A 17,872-nucleotide genomic window follows, 5' to 3' on the forward strand; every position below is an offset into this window, starting at 1 on the left:
CCTAGTGCGCCGTTGCGGCCTTCAGGCCCCAGCGGTGCGAACCTTCGCCGAAGCGCAGGTGGAAGCCGTAGAGCGCGCGCCGGGCCTCGTCGCGCCAGATCTCCTCGAAGGAGACGATCACGGCGCTTTCGAAGTCTTCGGGGATGTTCTTCACGTCCACCCCGACCTCGCGCGCGACATTGGCGATGACGTCGCGACGGTGGGCTTCGCCACCGAAGTACAGAAGCGTCTCGCGGATGCGCTCGACGAGATGTTCGCTCGTCGGACGCTTGGCGGCCTTGCGCCGCGGTTGCTTGAGAGTTTGGTCCATTCTAGTCCCCACCCAATGATGGAAAGCTAGAACCACCGGTTTATCGGAGGGTTAATCGCCGTGCTTAATGTCGCCTTCAGGTTGAGGGGGCGTCAGCCCCCTCCCAGCGCCACGGCCGTGTGATAGACGATGAACGAGGCGAGGTAGGCCAGCGTCACCATGTAGCCGAACATCACCGTCGGCCAGACCCAGCTGTTGGTCTCGCGCTTCACCACCCCCAGGGTCGGGGCGCACTGCGGCGCGAAGATGTACCAGGTCAGGAACGACAGGCCCGTGGCCAGCGACCAGTGGTTGGCCAGGGTCGTGGCCAGGGCGCCGACATTGTTCTCGGCGTCGCCCACCGCATAGACCGTGCCCAGTGTGGCGACGGCGACCTCGCGCGCGGCCATGCCGGGAATCAGGGCGATCGACATCTGCCAGTTGAAGCCGATAGGGGCCAGGACCGGCTGGATGAAGTGGCCGATCATGCCGGCGAAGCTGTAGTCGATGGCCGGGCCGGTGGCGCCTTCCGGCGGATAGGGGAAGGTCGACAGCACCCAGATGATGATCATCATCGGCAGGATGATGCGGCCGGCGCGGTTGATGAACATCTTGGCGCGCAGCCAAAGATTGCGCAGCACGCTCTTGGGCTCCGGCAGCTTGTAGGTCGGCAGTTCCATCAGGAACGGCTCGACAGTGCTGCGCCAGAAGATCCGGCGGGTGACGAACGAGACGATCAGGGCGCTGAGGATGCCGGTGGCGTAGAGCCCGAACATCACCAGGCCCTGCAGGCTGAACAGGCCCCAGACCTGGGTGTTGGGAATGAAGGCCCCGATGATCAGCGTGTAGACCGGGATCCGCGCCGAGCAAGTCATCAGCGGCGCGACCAGGATGGTGGTGATGCGGTCCGGCTTGGAGTCGATCACCCGCGTCGACATGATCCCCGGGATCGCGCAAGCGAACGACGACAGCAGTGGGATGAAGGCCCGGCCATGCAGGCCGGCGCCGCCCATGATCTTGTCCATCAGGAATGCGGCCCGGGCCATGTAGCCGAGGTCTTCGAGCATGATGATGAAGAAGAACAGGATCAGGATCTGGGGCAGGAACACCAGCACGCTGCCCACCCCGGCGATCAGGCCGTCCGAGACCAGGCTGTGCAGCAGTTCGTTGGGGATGTACTGGCCGACCGCGACGCCCAGCCAGCCGAAGGCGGCCTCGATGGCGTCCATGGCTGGGGTGGCCCAGGTGAACACCGCCTGGAACATCAGGAACAGCAGGCCGAGCAGGATGGCCAGGCCCGCCACCGGGTGCAGCAGCACCGCGTCGAGGCGGCCGGTCCAGGTGTCGGGGTGCTCGGGCGGGCGCACATAGGTGCGCACCAAGCGCTGGGCCTCGGCGTGGGCCTGGCGGATTTCGGCCGCGTTCGGTTCGCGCCAGACGTTGTCGGCGGCCAGGTGTCCGGCCTCGACCAGGGCGTCGACCTGGGCGAGCAGGTCGGAAATGCCGCGCTTGCGGGTGGCCACTGTGGTGACGATCGGGGCGCCGATCTCGCGCGAGAGGCCCTCGATGTCGATCCGCAGGCCCTGGCGCTGGGCGATGTCGTACATGTTGAGCGCCAACACCATCGGCCGCCCGACCTGCTTCAGCTCCATGGCCAGGCGCAGCACCAAGCGCAGATTGGTGGCGTCGGCGACGCAGACGACGATCTCGGGCGGCATCTCGCCGGCCAGGCGGCCGAGCACCGCGTCGCGGGTCACCGCCTCGTCCGGGCTGCGGGCGCGCAGCGAATAGGTGCCGGGCAGGTCCAGCACCATCAACTGGCGGCCGGCCGGCGAGGTGACGACGCCTTCCTTCCGCTCGACGGTGACGCCGGCGTAGTTGGCGACCTTCTGGTGCGCGCCGGTCAGGGCGTTGAAGAGGGCGGTCTTGCCGGAGTTCGGATTGCCGACCAGGGCGACGCGGGCCGGGGACAGGGTCTCGCTCATGCGGGGCGCTTGCCCAGCAGCACGTAGACGTCTTCGGCGTCGCGGCGGCGCAGGGCCACGCGCATGTCGTCCAGCCGCACGGCGATCGGGTCGCGGCCGATGGCGCCCTCGTGGATCACCTCGATGTGCGCGCCCTCGACGAAGCCGAACTCCAACAGCCGGCGCTGCAGTTCCTCGACGCCGACGCCGTGCGCGGTCGAATTCTGCTCGGCGCGGACTTCGAAGATGACCCCTGCGTCCCCGACGGACGCTTCGCTCAGGCGCACGACGACGCCCTCCGTTGCGGCTCCAACGGCCGCCGGCCGGGTCGAGATATTGTTCATCCAGAAATCCCTACGCGCACTCTTGAGAATGATTATCATTTGACCGCCGCCCCGTCGAGAGCTTTACCGAGGTCTAGGCTGGACTGGCGCCGGGGGCGGCTAGCCTTCGCCGTCGCCGCTTGATAAACGGATCGCCCTCACGCATGCGGGCGTGGTGAAACTGGTAGACGCGCCGGACTCAAAATCCGGTTCCGAAAGGAGTGTCGGTTCGAGCCCGACCGCCCGCACCAATCCTTCCGATTTTCCAGCGGGGAGCAGCCGGCGGCCGCGCTCGGTCCAGCGAGCATCGGCGCCGTGGCCAGCGCAGGCCGCATGTGCCGCTTCCGATAGGGAAGGGCGCCGCTGCGGGCGGAATTTCTCCCGCGGTTCGCCGTTGTATCGGCTGTTGAAAGCCGCCCCCAGGCGGACTTTGATCCCGCGCAATGCGTTGGCGATCCGGGTTTGACCGAATGTGATCGGATGTGGAGGACCTGAGATGCGCAAGGCAATTCTTGTTCTTGTTTCCGCTTCACTTCTCGCTGGGCCCGCTTTCGCCCAGCAGGATCGCACGCCTCAAGGCGCGCCGCCGAAGACCGAGCGGACCGACGCTGCGCCTACGCCCGAGATGTGCAGGGCCCTGATGAGCCGGCACATGGAAGGAAGGCCGCCGAACGGCCATGGACACGAACGGATGGGACCGATGACGTGGCCGGACGGAAAGCCGCTGACGGCGGCGGAAATGGAGAGAATGCACCGGGACTGCGCCGCGAAGATGCACAATCCCGCCTCTCCGCCGCCGCCGAGATAGCAAGTTTTGGCGTAGGAACTGGCGGGTAGGCCGCTGATCTTGCGATGGCGCTCTGCTTGTCGAGCGTCGCCCTATGTATCGGCGATCCGCCGCGTCGCGTGCACCCTGATCGCCTTGGTTCTGGTGCTGCCTATCCCGTTCGCGAATCTGGCGCCGGCTGCTGCGCTGGGGGGCTTCGCCCTTGGCTTGTCGCGTAGAGACGGACTCGTGGTGCTCAGCGGATACGGGCTTTTGGCGCTCGCGTTCCTGGTTGTCGCGTTAGGCGTTCATGGCGCGGCCGTGGGGATAAGGCATCGAATGAGCTAGTCGCGCTTCAGCGCTGGCGACCGCCACGCTCAATTGACCCGGATCAAGGCCTGGGCACGGGCCTTGGCCCATGGTCACCGAGGAGGCGGCTTTGTTCGGCCAACGGACGGAACACGCCGCATGTCACAAAGAGGCTATGCTGTGGCGTACGATGATCTGTTGGTCTGCTTTAGCAGCTACCCCGAAGCCACCCCGCCAGGCGTGGTCAGCGAGGCCGCGCGGGTGACGGCGGCGCTTGGAGCCTCCGCCTGCGCGGTGGCAGGCCACATCGAGATACCCCTTAAGAGCAATCAGCTGGCCGAGATGCTCCTGCACCTCTCCGATCTGGCGCGAGACGAAGAAGCCAAGAGCCTGCAAAATGCGCAATCGGTGATGCAGGGCTTCAAGAGCGCCGCGCAGAGCCATGGTCTGTCGGCGACAACCACGATCATCCACGCTGAGCTTCACACACTCGTCGATCGTCTTACCCAAATGGCGCGCACGCGCAGCCTGACGATCCTCCCCATCGAGGCGTTTGCATCGGTCCCGGGCGGGCTCGCTGAAGCGCTTATCTTCGGCTCGGGCCGCCCGGTGGTGGTGTTTGCGCACGGCCAACGCATGCCGCCCCGTCCGCGCTTTGAGCGGATCGTCGTCGCCTGGGATGGCGGGCGGGCCGCCGCGCGCGCGGTTGCGGACGCAATGCCGCTGCTGCGTCGCGCCGAGGAAGTGTCCATCCTCGCCGTGATCGGCGACAAGCCCTCCGTGCCGAAGGGCGCCCTTGGCGAACTGGTCCGTCATCTTGCTGCCTGCGGAGTGGCTGCGGTCCCGCAAGAGGTCACTAAGACCGATCCCGACATCGGCCGCGTGATCAACGACTATGCCGTCGCGACCGGCGCTGACCTTCTGGTTATGGGAGCTTTCGGGCACTCCAGGGTTCGGGAATTCGTGCTCGGGGGCGCAACCCAGAGCCTGCTCACCGAAGCGAGCATTCCGGTCTTCATGTCCCACTGACCGGCGGGCCGGGGTTGATGTCCAGGCGCCTCCAGGCCTCGTGCAGGAGCGGCAGCAGGCTCTTGTGAATCCGCGCTAGCGCGACTTCGGCGCCGCAATACTCATAGGCGTCGATCTCGGGCGCCGAGCGCGGTGTTCCCCGGCGATCCGTGAACTCGAAGGTGTTGCTGCTGGCCTTGCTCAAATCGAGATCGGCCTCGGCCATCCAACAGAACGTCAGACCGCCTCGCGAGCGCTTGACTGGTGAGAGCGGAAGAAAGGGGCCATCGACCTCTAGGCCGGTTTCCTCCCTGAACTCACGCCTGGCGGCCGCCAACGGTTCTTCGTCTGGACCGATATGGCCCTTGGGAAACGACCAGGCGCGGAGGTCCTTCCCGCGCCAGTACGGACCCCCGGGATGCACCAAGAGGACTTGAGGACCGCCAGGGCGTCGGCGGTAGACGAGCAGGCCGGCGCTGCCGGCGTTGGCGCCGCTGGCCCTTTCCGCCGCACTCACGCTGCGGGCCGCGGAAGCGCCTCCTCCATGATCTCTACATCGCTCACAAGGTGGTGCACGTCCTTGGGATGGCAAAGTTCCGTGCCGGAAGCTCGAACCGCGGCGGCGCCTCCGGCGACGCCAAAGCGGAACGCTTCCAAATCCGATCGGCCCGTCGCCATGGCCCACACCATCGCGCCGAGGAAGCTGTCGCCGGCGCCGACCGAGCTGACCGGATGGACGGGCAGCGCTGCCGCGCGCCAAGCTCCTTCTCCGGTCACGAGCAGCGCCCCCTCCGCGCCGAGGGTGACGGCGACGGCGGCGACGCGGCGATGCTCTATGAGCCCGCGGCAGGTGGCGAGCAGCGCGTGGTCGCTGTCGAGCGCCTCGCCGGAGATCTCGCGTAGTTCGCGCAGGTTGGGTTTGATGAGATCGACCCTGGTTTCAAGCGCGGCGCGCAAGGGAGCGCCGGAGGTGTCGAGAACGAAACGTGCGCCGTGGTTGCCGGCGACTTCTGCGAGGCGCGCGTAGAAGTCGTCGGGTACTCCGGGGGGCAGGCTGCCGCTGGCGCAAATGATGTCGGGGCGAGAGCTCAAATTCGCCAGGGCGCCCAAGCATTCCATCCACTCGGGGCCCCGAAGGCGCGGGCCCGGAAGGACGAATCGATATTGCTCGCCCGAGCCCTCATCAAGCACCGTGAAGTCTGTTCGGGTCTCCTCGGCGATCGCGATGGGATGCGCGCGGACGAGCTCGTCCGCCATCAACTGGTTGAGCAACTGTCCGACGTGGCCTCCGGCTGGATAGACGGCGAGGGTCGGAACCCCAAAGCGGTGAATGACCCGCGCCACGTTCACGCCGCCGCCGCCAGGATCACGCCGAGACGACCGGCAGCGCAGTTTATGGGTGGGTTCGACCCGGGCGGTCGATGCGCTGAGGTCGACGGCGGGATTCATGGTCAGGGTGACGACGAACGGCATCGGCATGTCCTCAAATAGCCCGGCCAGCCTCGATCATCGGAGCGCAGGAGGGCTTGATCGAGATCAAGGTCGGTCAGCGCCGCTAGCGCAAAGTGCGCCGATCCAAGCCAACGGCGGTTCAAGCTCCGATGAAGACCCAGTCCCCCTTTGCGGTCCCGTCCGACCTTCCTCCCGACTTGGCGCGTGTACTGGCCTATTGGCGGGGCCTGCTGCGCGGTAACGCCGACATGCCGTTTGCCGATGATGTAAATCTCGCCGACCTGCCAGATTTGGCGGGTCGTCTCTTTCTGGTCGGCGCCTTCGCCCGTCCGGAGCGATTTCGATTCGATCTCATTGGCGACGACATCAAGTGCGACGGCTGGACGGGGCTCTTTCTCGACGAGGCGTCGCCGGTCACGCCGTTTGAGTTCCTAAGCGCGCAATGCGCGGCCGCCCGAGAAGCCGCCTCTCCGACCTACTACGGGCGCGGGGATGCTCAGGGATATGGGCGACTCCTGCTCCCACTTTGGGCCGACGGCCGCATCTCAATGTTGCTGGGTGCTGTCGATTTCGCCTGATCGGCGCCGCCGCGCCGACCGGCGAACCGAACTTCAAGCGCCGATCTCGATGTTGTTTTCAACTTCGGTGACCCCGGTGGTCGACCACGCCGCCTGCTCGGCCATGTGTTGCTCATGCCAGGTATGGGCCGTGCCGCTCAGGATGACCTTCGAACCTTCGACTGCGATGTGAATGCGAGACCGCTCGACCTCGGCGTTTCGATGCAGTGCGCGGGCGATGACCTTGCCGACATCTTCGGCCGCCAGCTTCGGATCTAGGCGCAGTTCGTTTCTCACGCCCTTGACCCCAGCTAGCTGGGCGACGAGTTTTTCGGCCGCCTGGCGCTCATATTGCCAGTCGACCTGGCCCCTGAGGATGATGGTCCCCTCGCTGACAGTGACCTTCACATTCCGTAATCTCGGCGAGGCGTGCCAGGCCAGGGTTTCGGAGGCCCGCTCGGCGATCGCCTCATCGGATTGAGTCTCCGCCTCTGGCACCCGCACGTCCAGTTCGAGCACGACGGCCCGCACACCCCTGATCCGCTGGGTTCGGGCTTCCGCCAGCCTTTTGTGATTGAGCGATGGGACGTGGCCGGTGAGGGTCACTACGCCCGAATGGGCCGCGACGCCGATCGAAGCGGCATCGACGCCGGGTTCATGTTCCAATTCCTCTTCGACAGCCCGTCGAAGGTTTTGGTCCTCAATGGAACTGGTCATACCGCACCTATCGAGATTGCACCCCGCGAGGATGTGGCAGTCGGCCAAGGCCGCATGTGATCTGAGTCAATTCGCGGCCTCGTTCGGATTGATTGCGCTCAATGCCGGGCGCCGCGTCGCGCTCATCGTCGGACCATCGACATGGAGTGCGGGCGATGACCTCGAGCTTCCGATACATTCGCGCCTTCGACGATCTGACGCTCGACGACCTCCCGCTGGTCGGGGGCAAGACGGCGTCGCTCGGCGAACTGCGCCGACTGCTGTCAGACGGACCGGTGCGGACGCCAGACGGCTTTGCCGTCACCGCCGACGCCTACCGACAGGCTATCTCGAGCTCGCCACGCTTGGATGAACTTCAGGCTCTGTTCCGGGGCCTTGATGTCACCGACGTCGGGACTCTGGCGCGGACCGCCGCACGAGCCAGGGAAATCGTCTATGAGGCGACGGCCGAGGCTGCGCTGGCGGACGAAATCAAGCAGGCCTATCGGGATCTGGAGCGGCGCTATGGCCCGGACCTGAGCGTCGCCGTGCGTAGCTCTGCGACCGCAGAGGACTTGCCGGACGCCAGTTTCGCCGGACAACACGACAGCTTCCTGCATGTCCGAGGTGAGGAGGCCGTGGTCGAGGCCAGTCGTCGCTGTTTTGCGTCATTGTTCACCGATCGGGCGGTGGTCTACCGGGCTAATCTCGGGTTCGACCATTTCAAAGTCGCTCTTTCGGTCGCTGTCATGCAGATGGTGAACGCTGACGATCAGGTCAGCGGAGTGATCTTCACGCTCGATCCCGATAGCGGCTTTCGTGACGTGGTGCTCGTGTCGGCCTCGTACGGTCTGGGAGAGGGGGTGGTGCAGGGCCGCGTCGATCCCGACGAGTTCTATGTCCACAAGCCTACCTATCGCGACGGCGCGCGCGCAGTCTTGAGCCGCCGGCTCGGCGCAAAGCAGCTCCGCTACGCTTGGAAGCATGGCCGGGGCGGCGCGTCGGTGCGCACTGCGCCGACCTCTACCGCGGAACGGCGCCGCTACTGCCTCGCCGATGACGATGTACTGGCGCTTGCGGGAGCCTCGATCCGGATCGAACTGCACTATTCGGAGCGTGCGGGGCGTCCTGCGCCCATGGACATCGAGTGGGCGCGAGATCGCGATGGGCGGCTGTACATCGTGCAGGCGAGGCCCGAAACAGTCGCCTCGCGCCGGCCGGCTGATGAGCTCGAGAGCTTTCACCTGGCGCAAAAGGGTGTGACGCTGGCGCGTGGCCGCGCGGTGGGCGAGCAGATCGCATCAGGTCCTGTCCGGGTGATCCGCAGCACGGCCGACCTTGTCGCCTTCAAGGCCGGCGAGGTGCTCGTGGCCGCGGCCACCAGTCCAGATTGGGAACCTGTCATGAAGATCGCGGCGGCGGTGGTGACCGACCGCGGGGGACGTACCTGCCATGCCGCGATCGTCGCTCGCGAACTTGGCCTCCCGGCCGTCGTCGGCGCCGGCGACGCGACAAGACGGCTGGCAAATGGGCGGTTGGTGACCGTCTGTTGCGCCGAAGGCGCCGAGGGGCGCGTCTATGACGGAGAGGTCCCCTACAAGATCGAGCGGCTTTCGTTCGAAACGCTCCCGCACACCGAAACGCCGGTGATGCTCAACATAGCTCAACCTGACCTCGCCCTGCGCGCTGCGCAGCTTCCGAGTGGAGGCGTCGGTCTTGCGCGGCTGGAATTTATCATCAGCCAGCAGATCGGAATCCACCCGATGGCCGTCGCCCATCCCGAGAAGGTAGCGCTCGGCAAACGCGGCGCCATTATGCGTCGGGCTCGAGCCGACGCCTCGGTTCACGACTTCTTCGTCCGCTCGCTTTCGGAGGGCGTGGCGCTGATCGCCGCCGCCTTCCATCCACGTCCCGTGATCGTCCGCTTGTCGGACTTCAAGACCAACGAGTATGCGCGGCTGCTCGGCGGGCGCGAGTTCGAGCCGAAAGAAGAAAACCCGATGATCGGCTTCCGCGGGGCAGCGCGCTACGCTCATCCGCTTTACGCCGACGGGTTCGCCCTCGAGTGCGAAGCCCTGGCGCGGGTGCGCGACGCCATGGGGCTGCGCAATCTCAAGGTGATGGTGCCGTTCTGCCGGCGGGTGGAAGAGGCGAAAGCCGTCCTGGACGCGATGGCCGCGCACGGTTTGGCGCGAGGCCATGACGGGCTCGAGATCTACATGATGTGCGAGATCCCGAACAATGTGGTCCAGATCGACGCCTTCGCATCGCTCTTCGATGGTCTGTCGATCGGATCGAACGACCTCACCCAACTCGTGCTTGGCGTCGATCGCGATTCCGACATCGTCGCCTTCGACTTCGATGAACGCGACCCCGGCGTGCTGGAGATGCTTCGACAGGCTGTCCAGGGCGCGCATCGCGCTGGCCGCCCGATCGGCGTGTGCGGCGAGGCGCCGGCGACCTATCCGGAGATCGCCGAATTCCTCACCCGTCTTGGCGTCGACAGCCTCAGCGTCAATCCGCAGAGTCTTGGCCGGACCCTGGCGACCGTCGCTTCTGCGGAGGCCGCCCGGGCAAGCCGACCAGGCTCGCGGTCCCACCGAACCGTAGGCGGGACGGCGCGTCGCTAGGCGCGGCCGATGCACGAAACCGTCCTCGGACCTGGATTGGATGACGCCGAAGCTGCGCGGCGGCTGGCGGCCTTCGGACCCAACGAGCCGCCGGCCGGCCCGCGACGGACCTGGTTGAGGATCGCGATCGAGGCGTTGCGCGAGCCCATGTTTGGCCTGCTGCTTCTTGCCGCCGCTCTATACCTCCTGCTTGGCGACCTCGGCGAAGGGCTCTTTCTGGCGGCGGGCGCCGCGCTCTCCATCGGTCTGGTCGTGTTCCAGGAGGCTCGGAGCGAACGCGCTCTGGCCGCCTTGAAAGCGCTCGCCGCCCCCAGCGTGCGGGTGGTGCGCGGCGGGACCGAGCGGCGCATCCCAGAGCGCGAGCTGGTTCCTGGTGACTTGATGCTGGTGGGGGAGGGGGAGCGGCTGGCCGCCGACGCGTCGCTGATCGAAGGCGATGTGCTCGACCTTGATGAGTCCGTGCTGACGGGGGAAGCCGCTTCCGTGGCCCGTCGCCCGCGCCGATCGGGCGAGACGTCTGCGGACGACGAAGCGTGCCTGCTGCAGGCCGGCGCCCTGGTTCTCAGCGGCGCAGGAACGGCGGAAGTGCTGCGAACGGGCGGGCAGACGGCGCTTGGCCAGATTGGCGCGGACCTCGCCCGTATCGAGGAAACGCCGAGCCCCCTACAGATGAAGACGCGGCGGCTCGTGGGCTGGCTTGGGGGCCTCGCCATTGGCTTTTGCGTCTTGGTGGCGCTCGCCTACGCCCTCAGAGATGGTGACTGGGTGGCGGGGACGCTCGCCGGGATCACCGTCGCGATCGCGCTGATCCCCGAGGAGTTCCCCATGGTGCTGGCGATCTTCTTCGCGCTTGGCGCCTGGCGCCTGGCGCGACGGCAGGTCCTGGTGAGGCGGACGGCTGCGATTGAGACGCTTGGCGCGACCAGCATCCTGTGCGTCGACAAGACCGGCACCCTCACCGCCAATCAGATGACCCTGGCGAGACTTTGGGTCGACGGACGAGATGCGCCAGCCGAAGACGCCGGCGGTCCAGGTCCTGCAAGGGCGCTGCTCTTGTCGGCCGCTCGCGCCTCGAGTCGGCAGTCCATCGATCCGATGGACCGAGCCGTGCTCGCCTTGTGCGCGCCAATCGAAGGCAACGAGGCCGCACGCCTTGTAAGCTCGTGGCCGTTGCGACCGGAGCGGCTGGCGGTCGTGCAGTTATGGGAGACTGCGGATGGACTGAGTGCGGCGGCGAAGGGCGCGCCTGAAGCCATTTTCGACATGTGCGAGCTCGGCGAAGCCCGTCGAATGGAGCTGAGCTTTGCGGTTCAATCGCTGGCCGAACGCGGGATGCGGGTGTTGGGGGTGGCCAGGGCCGCGGTCGCCGCCGGATCGATCCATGACCCAGCGCTTTGGCCGTTCGAATTTCTGGGCTTGCTCGGATTTGTTGACCCTCTCCGGGCCGATGCGCCTACGGCGCTGGCGGAGGCGCGAAATGCGGGCGTCCAGGTCGCGATGATCACGGGCGACTATCCAGCGACCGCCCTGGAGATTGCGCGGCAGGCCGGGATCGACACTAAGCCTGGCGTCCTGTTGGGACGGCAGATCCAGGCGCTGTCGCCAGACCAGCTTCGCGCGAAAGTTCGGACCGTCCGCATCTTCGCTCGTGTGCCGCCGAGCGAGAAGCTTCGCCTCGTCGAAGCGCTGAAGGCGAATGGAGAGGTGGTGGTCATGACGGGCGACGGCGTCAACGATGCGCCAGCGCTGGAAGCCGCGCACGTCGGCGTGGCGATGGGGCGGCGGGGCTCAGCGGTGGCGCGGGAGGCTGCCGACATTGTTCTGCTGGACGACAGTTTCGCCTCGATCGTTGGGGGCGTGAAGCTTGGGCGGCGGATCTTCACCAATCTGCGCAAGGCGCTGGGCTACATCACCGCCATCCATGTCCCCATAGCTGGCCTGGCCCTTGCGCCATTGATGTTCGGGTGGCCGCCACTCCTGTTGCCGATGCATGTCGTTCTCCTTGAGTTGCTGATCGATCCGATCTGCTCCCTGGGGTTCGAGGCCGAACCGAGCGACCCCGATGCGATGCGCCGGCCGCCGCGGAAAATCGCCGAACCTTTATTTGGGCGGCGTCAGGTGCTGACCGCTGGCCTGCAGGGGACTGTAATCCTGGCGACCGTGCTACTGACGTACGGGCTGGCCCTTGCCGACTTCGGCGAAGCCATGGCGCGGGGCGCGGCGTTCGCGGGGCTCGTGGTGGCCAATCTATCGCTGGCCTATGCGACCGCCGCCACGGGCGCCGCTGGCCCCTTCCACCGATCCCGCCTCGTCTTCTGGGGCATATGCGCGATCGCCGTGGCCGGATTGGCCGCCGCGTACACGATCGCCCCATTGGCCGGAGTGTTGGGGGTCGCCATGCCGGCCGGAGCGCTTTGGTCGTTCGTCCCGGCATCGCTCCTGGCGGGAGGTTGGCCGATCCTCATCCGTTCAGCCTCGAGACGACTGCGCCGCTCGCAGGCCGCGATTGCTTAAGGTCGAGCTTCTCGCCGACCTTTGATTGGGATCAAAGGTCGGCGCACTGGAACCGCTCAGATTGGCGAAACGCCGGACGGAGCTGCGTCATGAGCATTCGCGACATTCTGGTCCAAGTCGACGAGCATGAAACATCGGCGCCGCGTTGCGAGCTGGCGGCTGTGCTGGCCCGAGCTTGGGACGCCACACTGACGGGCGTCTATTTGGTTACCCCCTATCCAAGCGACGTCTTCGCTGCTGAAAGGTTGGCCTACCTCCCCCGGTCGGCCGCGGAGGCGCTGAAGACGCAGCATGACCTAGTCGCCAAGCGCGCCGCCGAGGCGGCTCAGCAGATCCTTCGGCGTGCGGCGGACGCCGCCTCGACCCCTTTCGAGTGGCGTCAGATCGACGGCGGCGGCGACAATGAACTCATCCGTGTGGCGCGCCGCACCGATCTTGTGGTCTTCCCGCCATGCGCGATGACCAGCTTGGGGGGGCGCGTGATCGAGGCCGCCACGCTGGGTTTGGCCTGTGGCGGCCCAGTGCTCATCGCGCCTGAGGCGTGCGCCTGGACTGAGCCCCCCAAACGGATTCTCGTCGCCTGGAAGAATACTCGGGAGGCCGCTCGAGCGTTACACGACGCTTTGCCTTTTCTCGAGACGGCGGAGGAGGTGACGGTGGTCATGGTGCGCCCCTCTGGCGAGGAGAGCGCCGAAGCCGCCCTCTCCGAGCATTTGAAGCGTCATGGCTGCAACGCGCGGATCATGGTCGAACGTCACGAAGACCTGTCCGCCGCCAGAATACTGCGTCGCCAAGTAGAGGCGCTCGGAGCCGATCTCGTTGTCATGGGGCTCTATGGCCGTCCGCGGGTGAGCGAATGGGTGCTGGGGGGCGTGAGCCGCGAGTTCCTCGACGACCCGCCTGCGCCGTTGCTGGTGTCGCACTGAGATGCGCCAGATGGCGGACTTGCTGATGGTGGCGGGCAATGGCCCGGCCGACGCTTACCACGCAAGATCCTTAGCCTTGGCGCGACGCCTCAAGGCGCGGATCACCGGCGTGTTTGTGCGCCCTGTCCTGCCTCTGCCCTATGGCGTCGAAGGCGGGTGGATGTCGGACGACCTGCTTCGCCAAATGATCGCGGCGCGGCGCTCGGCCGCGGAAGACGACGAGGCGCGAGCGCGCGCCGACCTCATGGAAGCGGCCGGCCAGGCCGGGCTCGAAGCCGACTGGGTCGCGGTTGACGCCGTTGGACGATTGGTTGAGCGCGCGCGGCTGAGCGATCTGGTGATCGCGCCGGTCGGTGGACTTGCCGGCGGCGGTGACGTGGACTTCGACGCGGGCCGACTGGGGCTAGCCTGTGGCCGGCCGCTAGTGGTGATATCCCAGACCGAGCCGGCGAGATCCATCGCCCGCCGCGTCATGATCTGCTGGAGTGGGACGCGCGAGAGCGCCCGGGCCTGGCGGGACGCTTGGCCGATCATCCTGGCGGCGGACGAGGTCGCCCTGGCGCTCGTACGTCCCAAGGTCGATTTCGACGACCTGGCGGAATTGAGATTTCGGCTCTCGCGGTGGGAGCGGCGTGTCGACACCCTCGTCGAAGCCGCCGACGAGGGGCTTGCGGCCGAAGTTCTTCGCCGCCATGCGAGCGAATGGGGATGCGATCTGCTGGTCATGGGCCTCTACGGACGGTCGCGCCTGTCGGAACAATTCTTTGGCGGGGTGAGCCGCGAGTTCATCGCCGATCCCCCGTGTCCGCTACTGGTGTCACACTAGATCGTCAGCCTCCGAGCGTCGGTCCGCCGATCAGCTCGCGGATGGTCGCGAACAAGGCGTCTGTCAGCAGGGGCTTCTCGACGATCGGTATGGCCAAGGTCGTCGCCCGAATCCTCAGATGCGCCGGCAGGTTGGTGGTGATCAAGACGGACGGCGTAGCGACACCCGATGCGCGCAGCCGCATGATGAGCTCCAAGCCGGTCGTGTCGGCCAGCTTCTGGTCGATCACAAGGCAGGCTGCGTGCGCGCCGTGGGCCGCCTCGAGCAGTGCTCTTCCGGTCGCGAAGGCGCCGACCTGGTAGCCCTCCAATTCCAGGGCGAACCTCAGTGCGTTGAGGACTTCACGGTCGTCATCGGCGATCAGCACAAGGCGGGGGTCGGGCGGGGTGATCATCTCCATCCCCCGAACAGCGGGAACAAGACCACCTTGGAGGATTCGGCAGGCGCCGACTTGATATGGCGCAAGTCCCTCAGAGGCCGGCGGACAATGCGATCCGCATCAGTTCGGAGAAGTTACGGGCGCCTGTCTTGGCCATCAGATTTGCCCGATAGATCTCGACGGTTCGGGGACTGATCTCCAGTTCATGTGCGATCACCTTGTTTACCTTGCCGGCGACGACGCCAGCCAGCACGTCTCGCTCTCGGGGGGACAGCGCCTCCAAACGGCGTTCCGCGTCGAATCTAGCGTCGTGAGGATCATGACCGCGACGAAGGGCCTCCTGCACTGCAGAAATCAGGGTCTCGTTCGCGAAGGGCTTTTCGATGAAGTCGATGACGCCAGCCTTCATCGCCTCGACGGCCAGGCCGATATCTCCATGACCGGTCATAACGATCACCGGCGAAACGACGCCCTCTGACTTGAGTTTGCGAACAAGCTCAAGGCCGGTCATGTCGGGCATGCGCACGTCGGTGATGATGCAGTCGGCTCCGCGTCCTCCAGCCGAGTTCAGGAAGGCGTTGGCCGATTCGTGCTGCCGAGATTCAAAGCCCTGGACGTCCAGGAGAAACGCAACGGAGTGACGCATCGCTTCATCGTCGTCGATGATGTCGATGACCGGCTTAGCGCTCATCGGACGTCTCCAATTCCGCCAGGGGCAAAGTAAAGCAGAAGGTGGCGCCGCCGTCCTCGTTGCTATCGGCCCAGATCCTTCCCCCGTGAGCCTCGACGATCGTTCGGCAGATCGACAAACCGACACCCATGCCTTTGAGCTTGGTGCTGACAAACGGCTGGAAGAGCCGCGCCAGCACCTCCGGATCGACGCCACTTCCGGTATCCGCGACCGAAACGCGGGTCGAATGCCGATCATCAGGGTCCGTTGCCACGGAGATGGTCAAGCGACGAACGGGGTGGCCGTCCATGGCGTCGATCGCGTTGCGGATCAGATTCAGGGCCACCTGCTGGACCTGGACCTTGTCGACGACGACTTGGCCGACATTCCGTTCGAAGCGCAGGTCGATCCGCACGCCCTGTTCACGTGCCCCGACAAGGGCGAGGGCGCTGGCCTCTTCCATCAGCCGCACCGGATCCTCGAGCGTATGCTGGGTCTCTCCTCGCGCCACGAACTCACGCAACCGCTTGATGATGTCGCCCGCGCGCAGGGCTTGCTCGTAGGCGCGTTCGAGCGGCTCCTTGAGGCGTCCCGGATCGAGGCCCGGAGAGGAGAGAAGGGTGGCTGACCCCCTCATGTAGTTCGCAATGGCCGAGAGCGGCTGGTTGAGTTCATGGGCGAGCGAGGAGGCCATTTCCCCCATAGCTGATAGACGTGAGACGTGGACCAGCTCCGATTGCAGTTCCTGCAAGCGGCGCTCCTGAGCTCGGCGCTCGGTCAGATCCCGGACGAAGCCCGTGAAGAACCGGCTCGGTCCGACTCGCGCTTCGCCCACGGCCAGTTCCATCGGAAAGGTGGAGCCGTCCCGGCGCTCGCCGACGACGATCCGGCCGGTGCCGATAATGCGCCGCTCGCCCGTCGATTTGTAGCGGTCAAGATAGCCGTCGTGTTCTTCGCGAAACGGCGCCGGCATCAGCATATTGACGTTGCGCCCGATCGCATCGGCAGGCTGCCAGCCGAACAACTTCACCGCCGCGGCGCTGAACGATCGGACAATTCCATCTTCGTCGATGACGATCATGGCCTCCGGCACGGTGTCGAGGATCGACTGAAGGTGCACCTCCCTGGCGCGCGCCGCCTGGCTCTGACGGCGTGCATGGTCGCCGACCATGCCGAGTATCGGCCCGAGCAGGGCGAAGAAACCTAGGTCGAGAAGGTTGGCGGTGCTCCACGTCGCCTCACGCAGGAAGGCCCAACTGATGGCGATGCATAGGGTGGCGGCCAAGTAGGCGGGCATGCTGCCGCCGATCAAAGCGGCCGCTAGGACAGCCGGTGTGTAGATGATGACCAAGGAGCGATCTGCGAAGTGGGGACTAAGCAGCCACTGCAGGACGCCACCAACCGCTGCTCCAGCCACGGCCACCGCAAACCCGACCAAGGTCGTCCGCTCGACGGACCTGTCGCGCCTTAGGGACACTGAACGCCCAACCGGCATAGCAGAGCTCCTGGATCTCCCCAGTCGACAGGTCAATGCAAGGCATTGATCAAGGTGCGCGCCGACTGCGGTGAGATCGCGCGAATACTGGCGCCAAAATATGAGCGTGAAAATGCGAGACCAGAGCCATTTCTACGCGCTGGTGTGGATCAGGTGTTTCTTTGCACTTGTCCCCGTAGGGCGTTTCTAGGCGGTCGCCGGGGCAGGCGATCGACCGCCAGTTCCCCTCAATGGCTCAGCAGAACGAAGCGGCGATCCTGCTCGAGCAAGCTACGGGTAACGCCACCGAAGGCCCACTCACCGAGCCGCGTATGCCCGTAGCCACCGGCCACTACGAGGTCGGCGCCGAGCTGAACTGCTCGTGCGAGAACCGCTTCTCCCGTCTTGCCCGGAGGACTTAGGACTTCCGTCCGCGCCTTCACCTGATGGCGGGCCAGTGCAACAGCAATGTCTTCAATCCTGGCCATAGCTGGCCCGGGATCGGCCTCCGACGAACACTCCAGGATCAGGACATCGCAGCTCCGCTGCAAAAGCGGTAGCGCATCGGCGACCGCACGACGTGCCTCGCGGGTATCCTTCCAGGCCACGAGGACCGGCGCGTCACTGAGGTAGCTGCCGCTGGACGGGCAGACCAAGACCGGACGTCCGGCCTTGATCACCAGAGGGCCGACATCGACTTCGGTGTAGCGATCGGGATGGCTGGAGCTCGGATGTCGAACGACGATGAGGTCCCCGCCGCGCGCGGCTGCGGTCAGGGCCACGGTCGGCTCGGCCCAACTTGTTCGCCAAGTCTTTTGCCGATCGCCCGTCGCCGCATCGAACACCCGGCAGGCGGCTTCCATCGCCATGTCGTGCTGCTCGCGCAGGATGGCGAGCCATTGACTATCGACCGCGGCATAGGCTCCGCCTGATCGCCCGGCGAAAGGGGGCACAGCTGCCGCTCCAACGCCGACAACGGTCGCTTGGAACTCGTCGGCCAGACTGGCTGCACATTGGACATGTGCGGCGAGGTCTGCTTGCGGCGGCACGTGGCATAGAAGGCTCTTGAACGGCATGGGGCCTTGCTCT

At 66.0% G+C, this 17,872-nt stretch carries 17 protein-coding genes and 1 tRNA gene; 8 read left to right on the top strand and 10 right to left on the bottom strand.

Annotated elements, in window-relative coordinates:
- Window position 1: 1 nt before the first annotated feature.
- From O4N75_RS05850 to O4N75_RS05860, 3 genes are all read right to left on the bottom strand, one after another.
- Window positions 2-310, bottom strand: a complete 309-nt coding sequence (locus O4N75_RS05850) for a hypothetical protein (protein WP_183772262.1) — start codon at window positions 308-310, stop codon at window positions 2-4.
- Between the two features lie 92 nt (window positions 311-402).
- Window positions 403-2,274, bottom strand: coding sequence for a ferrous iron transporter B (locus O4N75_RS05855; protein ID WP_269628416.1), 1,872 nt, complete (start codon window positions 2,272-2,274; stop codon window positions 403-405).
- Window positions 2,271-2,597: a FeoA family protein gene (locus tag O4N75_RS05860; protein ID WP_269628417.1), complete on the bottom strand. Its 327-nt coding sequence runs from the start codon at window positions 2,595-2,597 to the stop codon at window positions 2,271-2,273. Before O4N75_RS05860 ends, O4N75_RS05855 begins: the two co-directional genes overlap by 4 nt.
- Before the next feature lie 145 nt (window positions 2,598-2,742).
- Here O4N75_RS05860 and O4N75_RS05865 point away from each other — a divergent pair.
- The 3 genes from O4N75_RS05865 (at window position 2,743) to O4N75_RS05875 (ending at window position 4,680) form a co-directional block, all read left to right on the top strand.
- Window positions 2,743-2,827 (top strand) — tRNA-Leu (locus tag O4N75_RS05865).
- A gap of 596 nt (window positions 2,828-3,423) precedes the next feature.
- Window positions 3,424-3,690: an exopolysaccharide biosynthesis protein gene (locus tag O4N75_RS05870; RefSeq protein WP_269628418.1), complete on the top strand. Its 267-nt coding sequence runs from the start codon at window positions 3,424-3,426 to the stop codon at window positions 3,688-3,690.
- Window positions 3,691-3,831: 141 nt separating this feature from the next.
- Window positions 3,832-4,680, top strand: a complete 849-nt coding sequence (locus O4N75_RS05875; protein ID WP_269628419.1) for a universal stress protein — start codon at window positions 3,832-3,834, stop codon at window positions 4,678-4,680.
- On the opposite strand, the gene O4N75_RS05880 is transcribed toward O4N75_RS05875, so the two are convergent.
- Both O4N75_RS05880 and O4N75_RS05885 read right to left on the bottom strand, forming a co-directional pair.
- A complete protein-coding gene (locus tag O4N75_RS05880) occupies window positions 4,667-5,176 on the bottom strand; it encodes an NUDIX domain-containing protein (protein WP_269628420.1) in 510 nt (169 codons plus the stop codon). The genes O4N75_RS05875 and O4N75_RS05880 overlap by 14 nt on opposite strands.
- Window positions 5,173-6,132 (bottom strand): 1-phosphofructokinase family hexose kinase, encoded by a 960-nt coding sequence (locus O4N75_RS05885; RefSeq protein ID WP_269628421.1) that lies wholly within the window; start codon window positions 6,130-6,132, stop codon window positions 5,173-5,175. Before O4N75_RS05885 ends, O4N75_RS05880 begins: the two co-directional genes overlap by 4 nt.
- Window positions 6,133-6,260: 128 nt before the next feature.
- Between O4N75_RS05885 and O4N75_RS05890 the strand changes: the two genes are divergently transcribed.
- A complete protein-coding gene (locus O4N75_RS05890) occupies window positions 6,261-6,689 on the top strand; it encodes a hypothetical protein (RefSeq protein ID WP_269628422.1) in 429 nt (142 codons plus the stop codon).
- A gap of 33 nt (window positions 6,690-6,722) precedes the next feature.
- Here the strand turns inward: O4N75_RS05890 and O4N75_RS05895 are convergent, their stop codons facing one another.
- Window positions 6,723-7,385 carry a BON domain-containing protein gene (locus O4N75_RS05895; protein ID WP_269628423.1) on the bottom strand — a complete coding sequence of 221 codons (663 nt, stop codon included), beginning with the start codon at window positions 7,383-7,385 and terminating at the stop codon, window positions 6,723-6,725.
- Window positions 7,386-7,540: 155 nt separating this feature from the next.
- Here O4N75_RS05895 and ppsA point away from each other — a divergent pair, with 155 nt between their 5' ends.
- The 4 genes from ppsA to O4N75_RS05915 all read left to right on the top strand — a co-directional run bounded on the left by ppsA (window position 7,541) and on the right by O4N75_RS05915 (window position 14,260).
- The gene (ppsA, locus tag O4N75_RS05900; RefSeq protein ID WP_269628424.1) at window positions 7,541-9,994 is read left to right on the top strand and encodes a phosphoenolpyruvate synthase; all 2,454 of its coding nucleotides are present in this window, start codon (window positions 7,541-7,543) and stop codon (window positions 9,992-9,994) included.
- Between the two features lie 9 nt (window positions 9,995-10,003).
- Window positions 10,004-12,508, top strand: coding sequence for a cation-translocating P-type ATPase (locus O4N75_RS05905; protein ID WP_269628425.1), 2,505 nt, complete (start codon window positions 10,004-10,006; stop codon window positions 12,506-12,508).
- Between the two features lie 89 nt (window positions 12,509-12,597).
- Window positions 12,598-13,434, top strand: coding sequence for a universal stress protein (locus O4N75_RS05910; protein WP_269628426.1), 837 nt, complete (start codon window positions 12,598-12,600; stop codon window positions 13,432-13,434).
- Between the two features lie 10 nt (window positions 13,435-13,444).
- Window positions 13,445-14,260 carry a universal stress protein gene (locus O4N75_RS05915; RefSeq protein WP_269628427.1) on the top strand — a complete coding sequence of 272 codons (816 nt, stop codon included), beginning with the start codon at window positions 13,445-13,447 and terminating at the stop codon, window positions 14,258-14,260.
- Window positions 14,261-14,264: 4 nt separating this feature from the next.
- Here O4N75_RS05915 and O4N75_RS05920 read toward each other — a convergent pair whose 3' ends face one another.
- The 4 genes from O4N75_RS05920 to O4N75_RS05935 form a co-directional block, all read right to left on the bottom strand.
- On the bottom strand, window positions 14,265-14,654 hold the full coding sequence (locus O4N75_RS05920; protein ID WP_269628428.1) for a response regulator: 390 nt from the start codon (window positions 14,652-14,654) through the stop codon (window positions 14,265-14,267).
- A gap of 76 nt (window positions 14,655-14,730) precedes the next feature.
- The gene (gene fixJ / locus O4N75_RS05925; protein WP_269628429.1) at window positions 14,731-15,330 is read right to left on the bottom strand and encodes a response regulator FixJ; all 600 of its coding nucleotides are present in this window, start codon (window positions 15,328-15,330) and stop codon (window positions 14,731-14,733) included.
- Entirely contained in the window at window positions 15,320-16,786 is a 1,467-nt protein-coding gene (locus tag O4N75_RS05930; RefSeq protein ID WP_269629334.1) for a PAS domain-containing sensor histidine kinase, read from the bottom strand. Before O4N75_RS05930 ends, fixJ begins: the two co-directional genes overlap by 11 nt.
- A gap of 245 nt (window positions 16,787-17,031) precedes the next feature.
- On the bottom strand, window positions 17,032-17,859 hold the full coding sequence (locus O4N75_RS05935; protein ID WP_269628430.1) for a universal stress protein: 828 nt from the start codon (window positions 17,857-17,859) through the stop codon (window positions 17,032-17,034).
- Window positions 17,860-17,872: the final 13 nt, after the last annotated feature.

It is taken from the genome of Phenylobacterium sp. NIBR 498073 (assembly GCF_027286305.1).
Classification (GTDB): Bacteria; Pseudomonadota; Alphaproteobacteria; order Caulobacterales; family Caulobacteraceae; genus Phenylobacterium.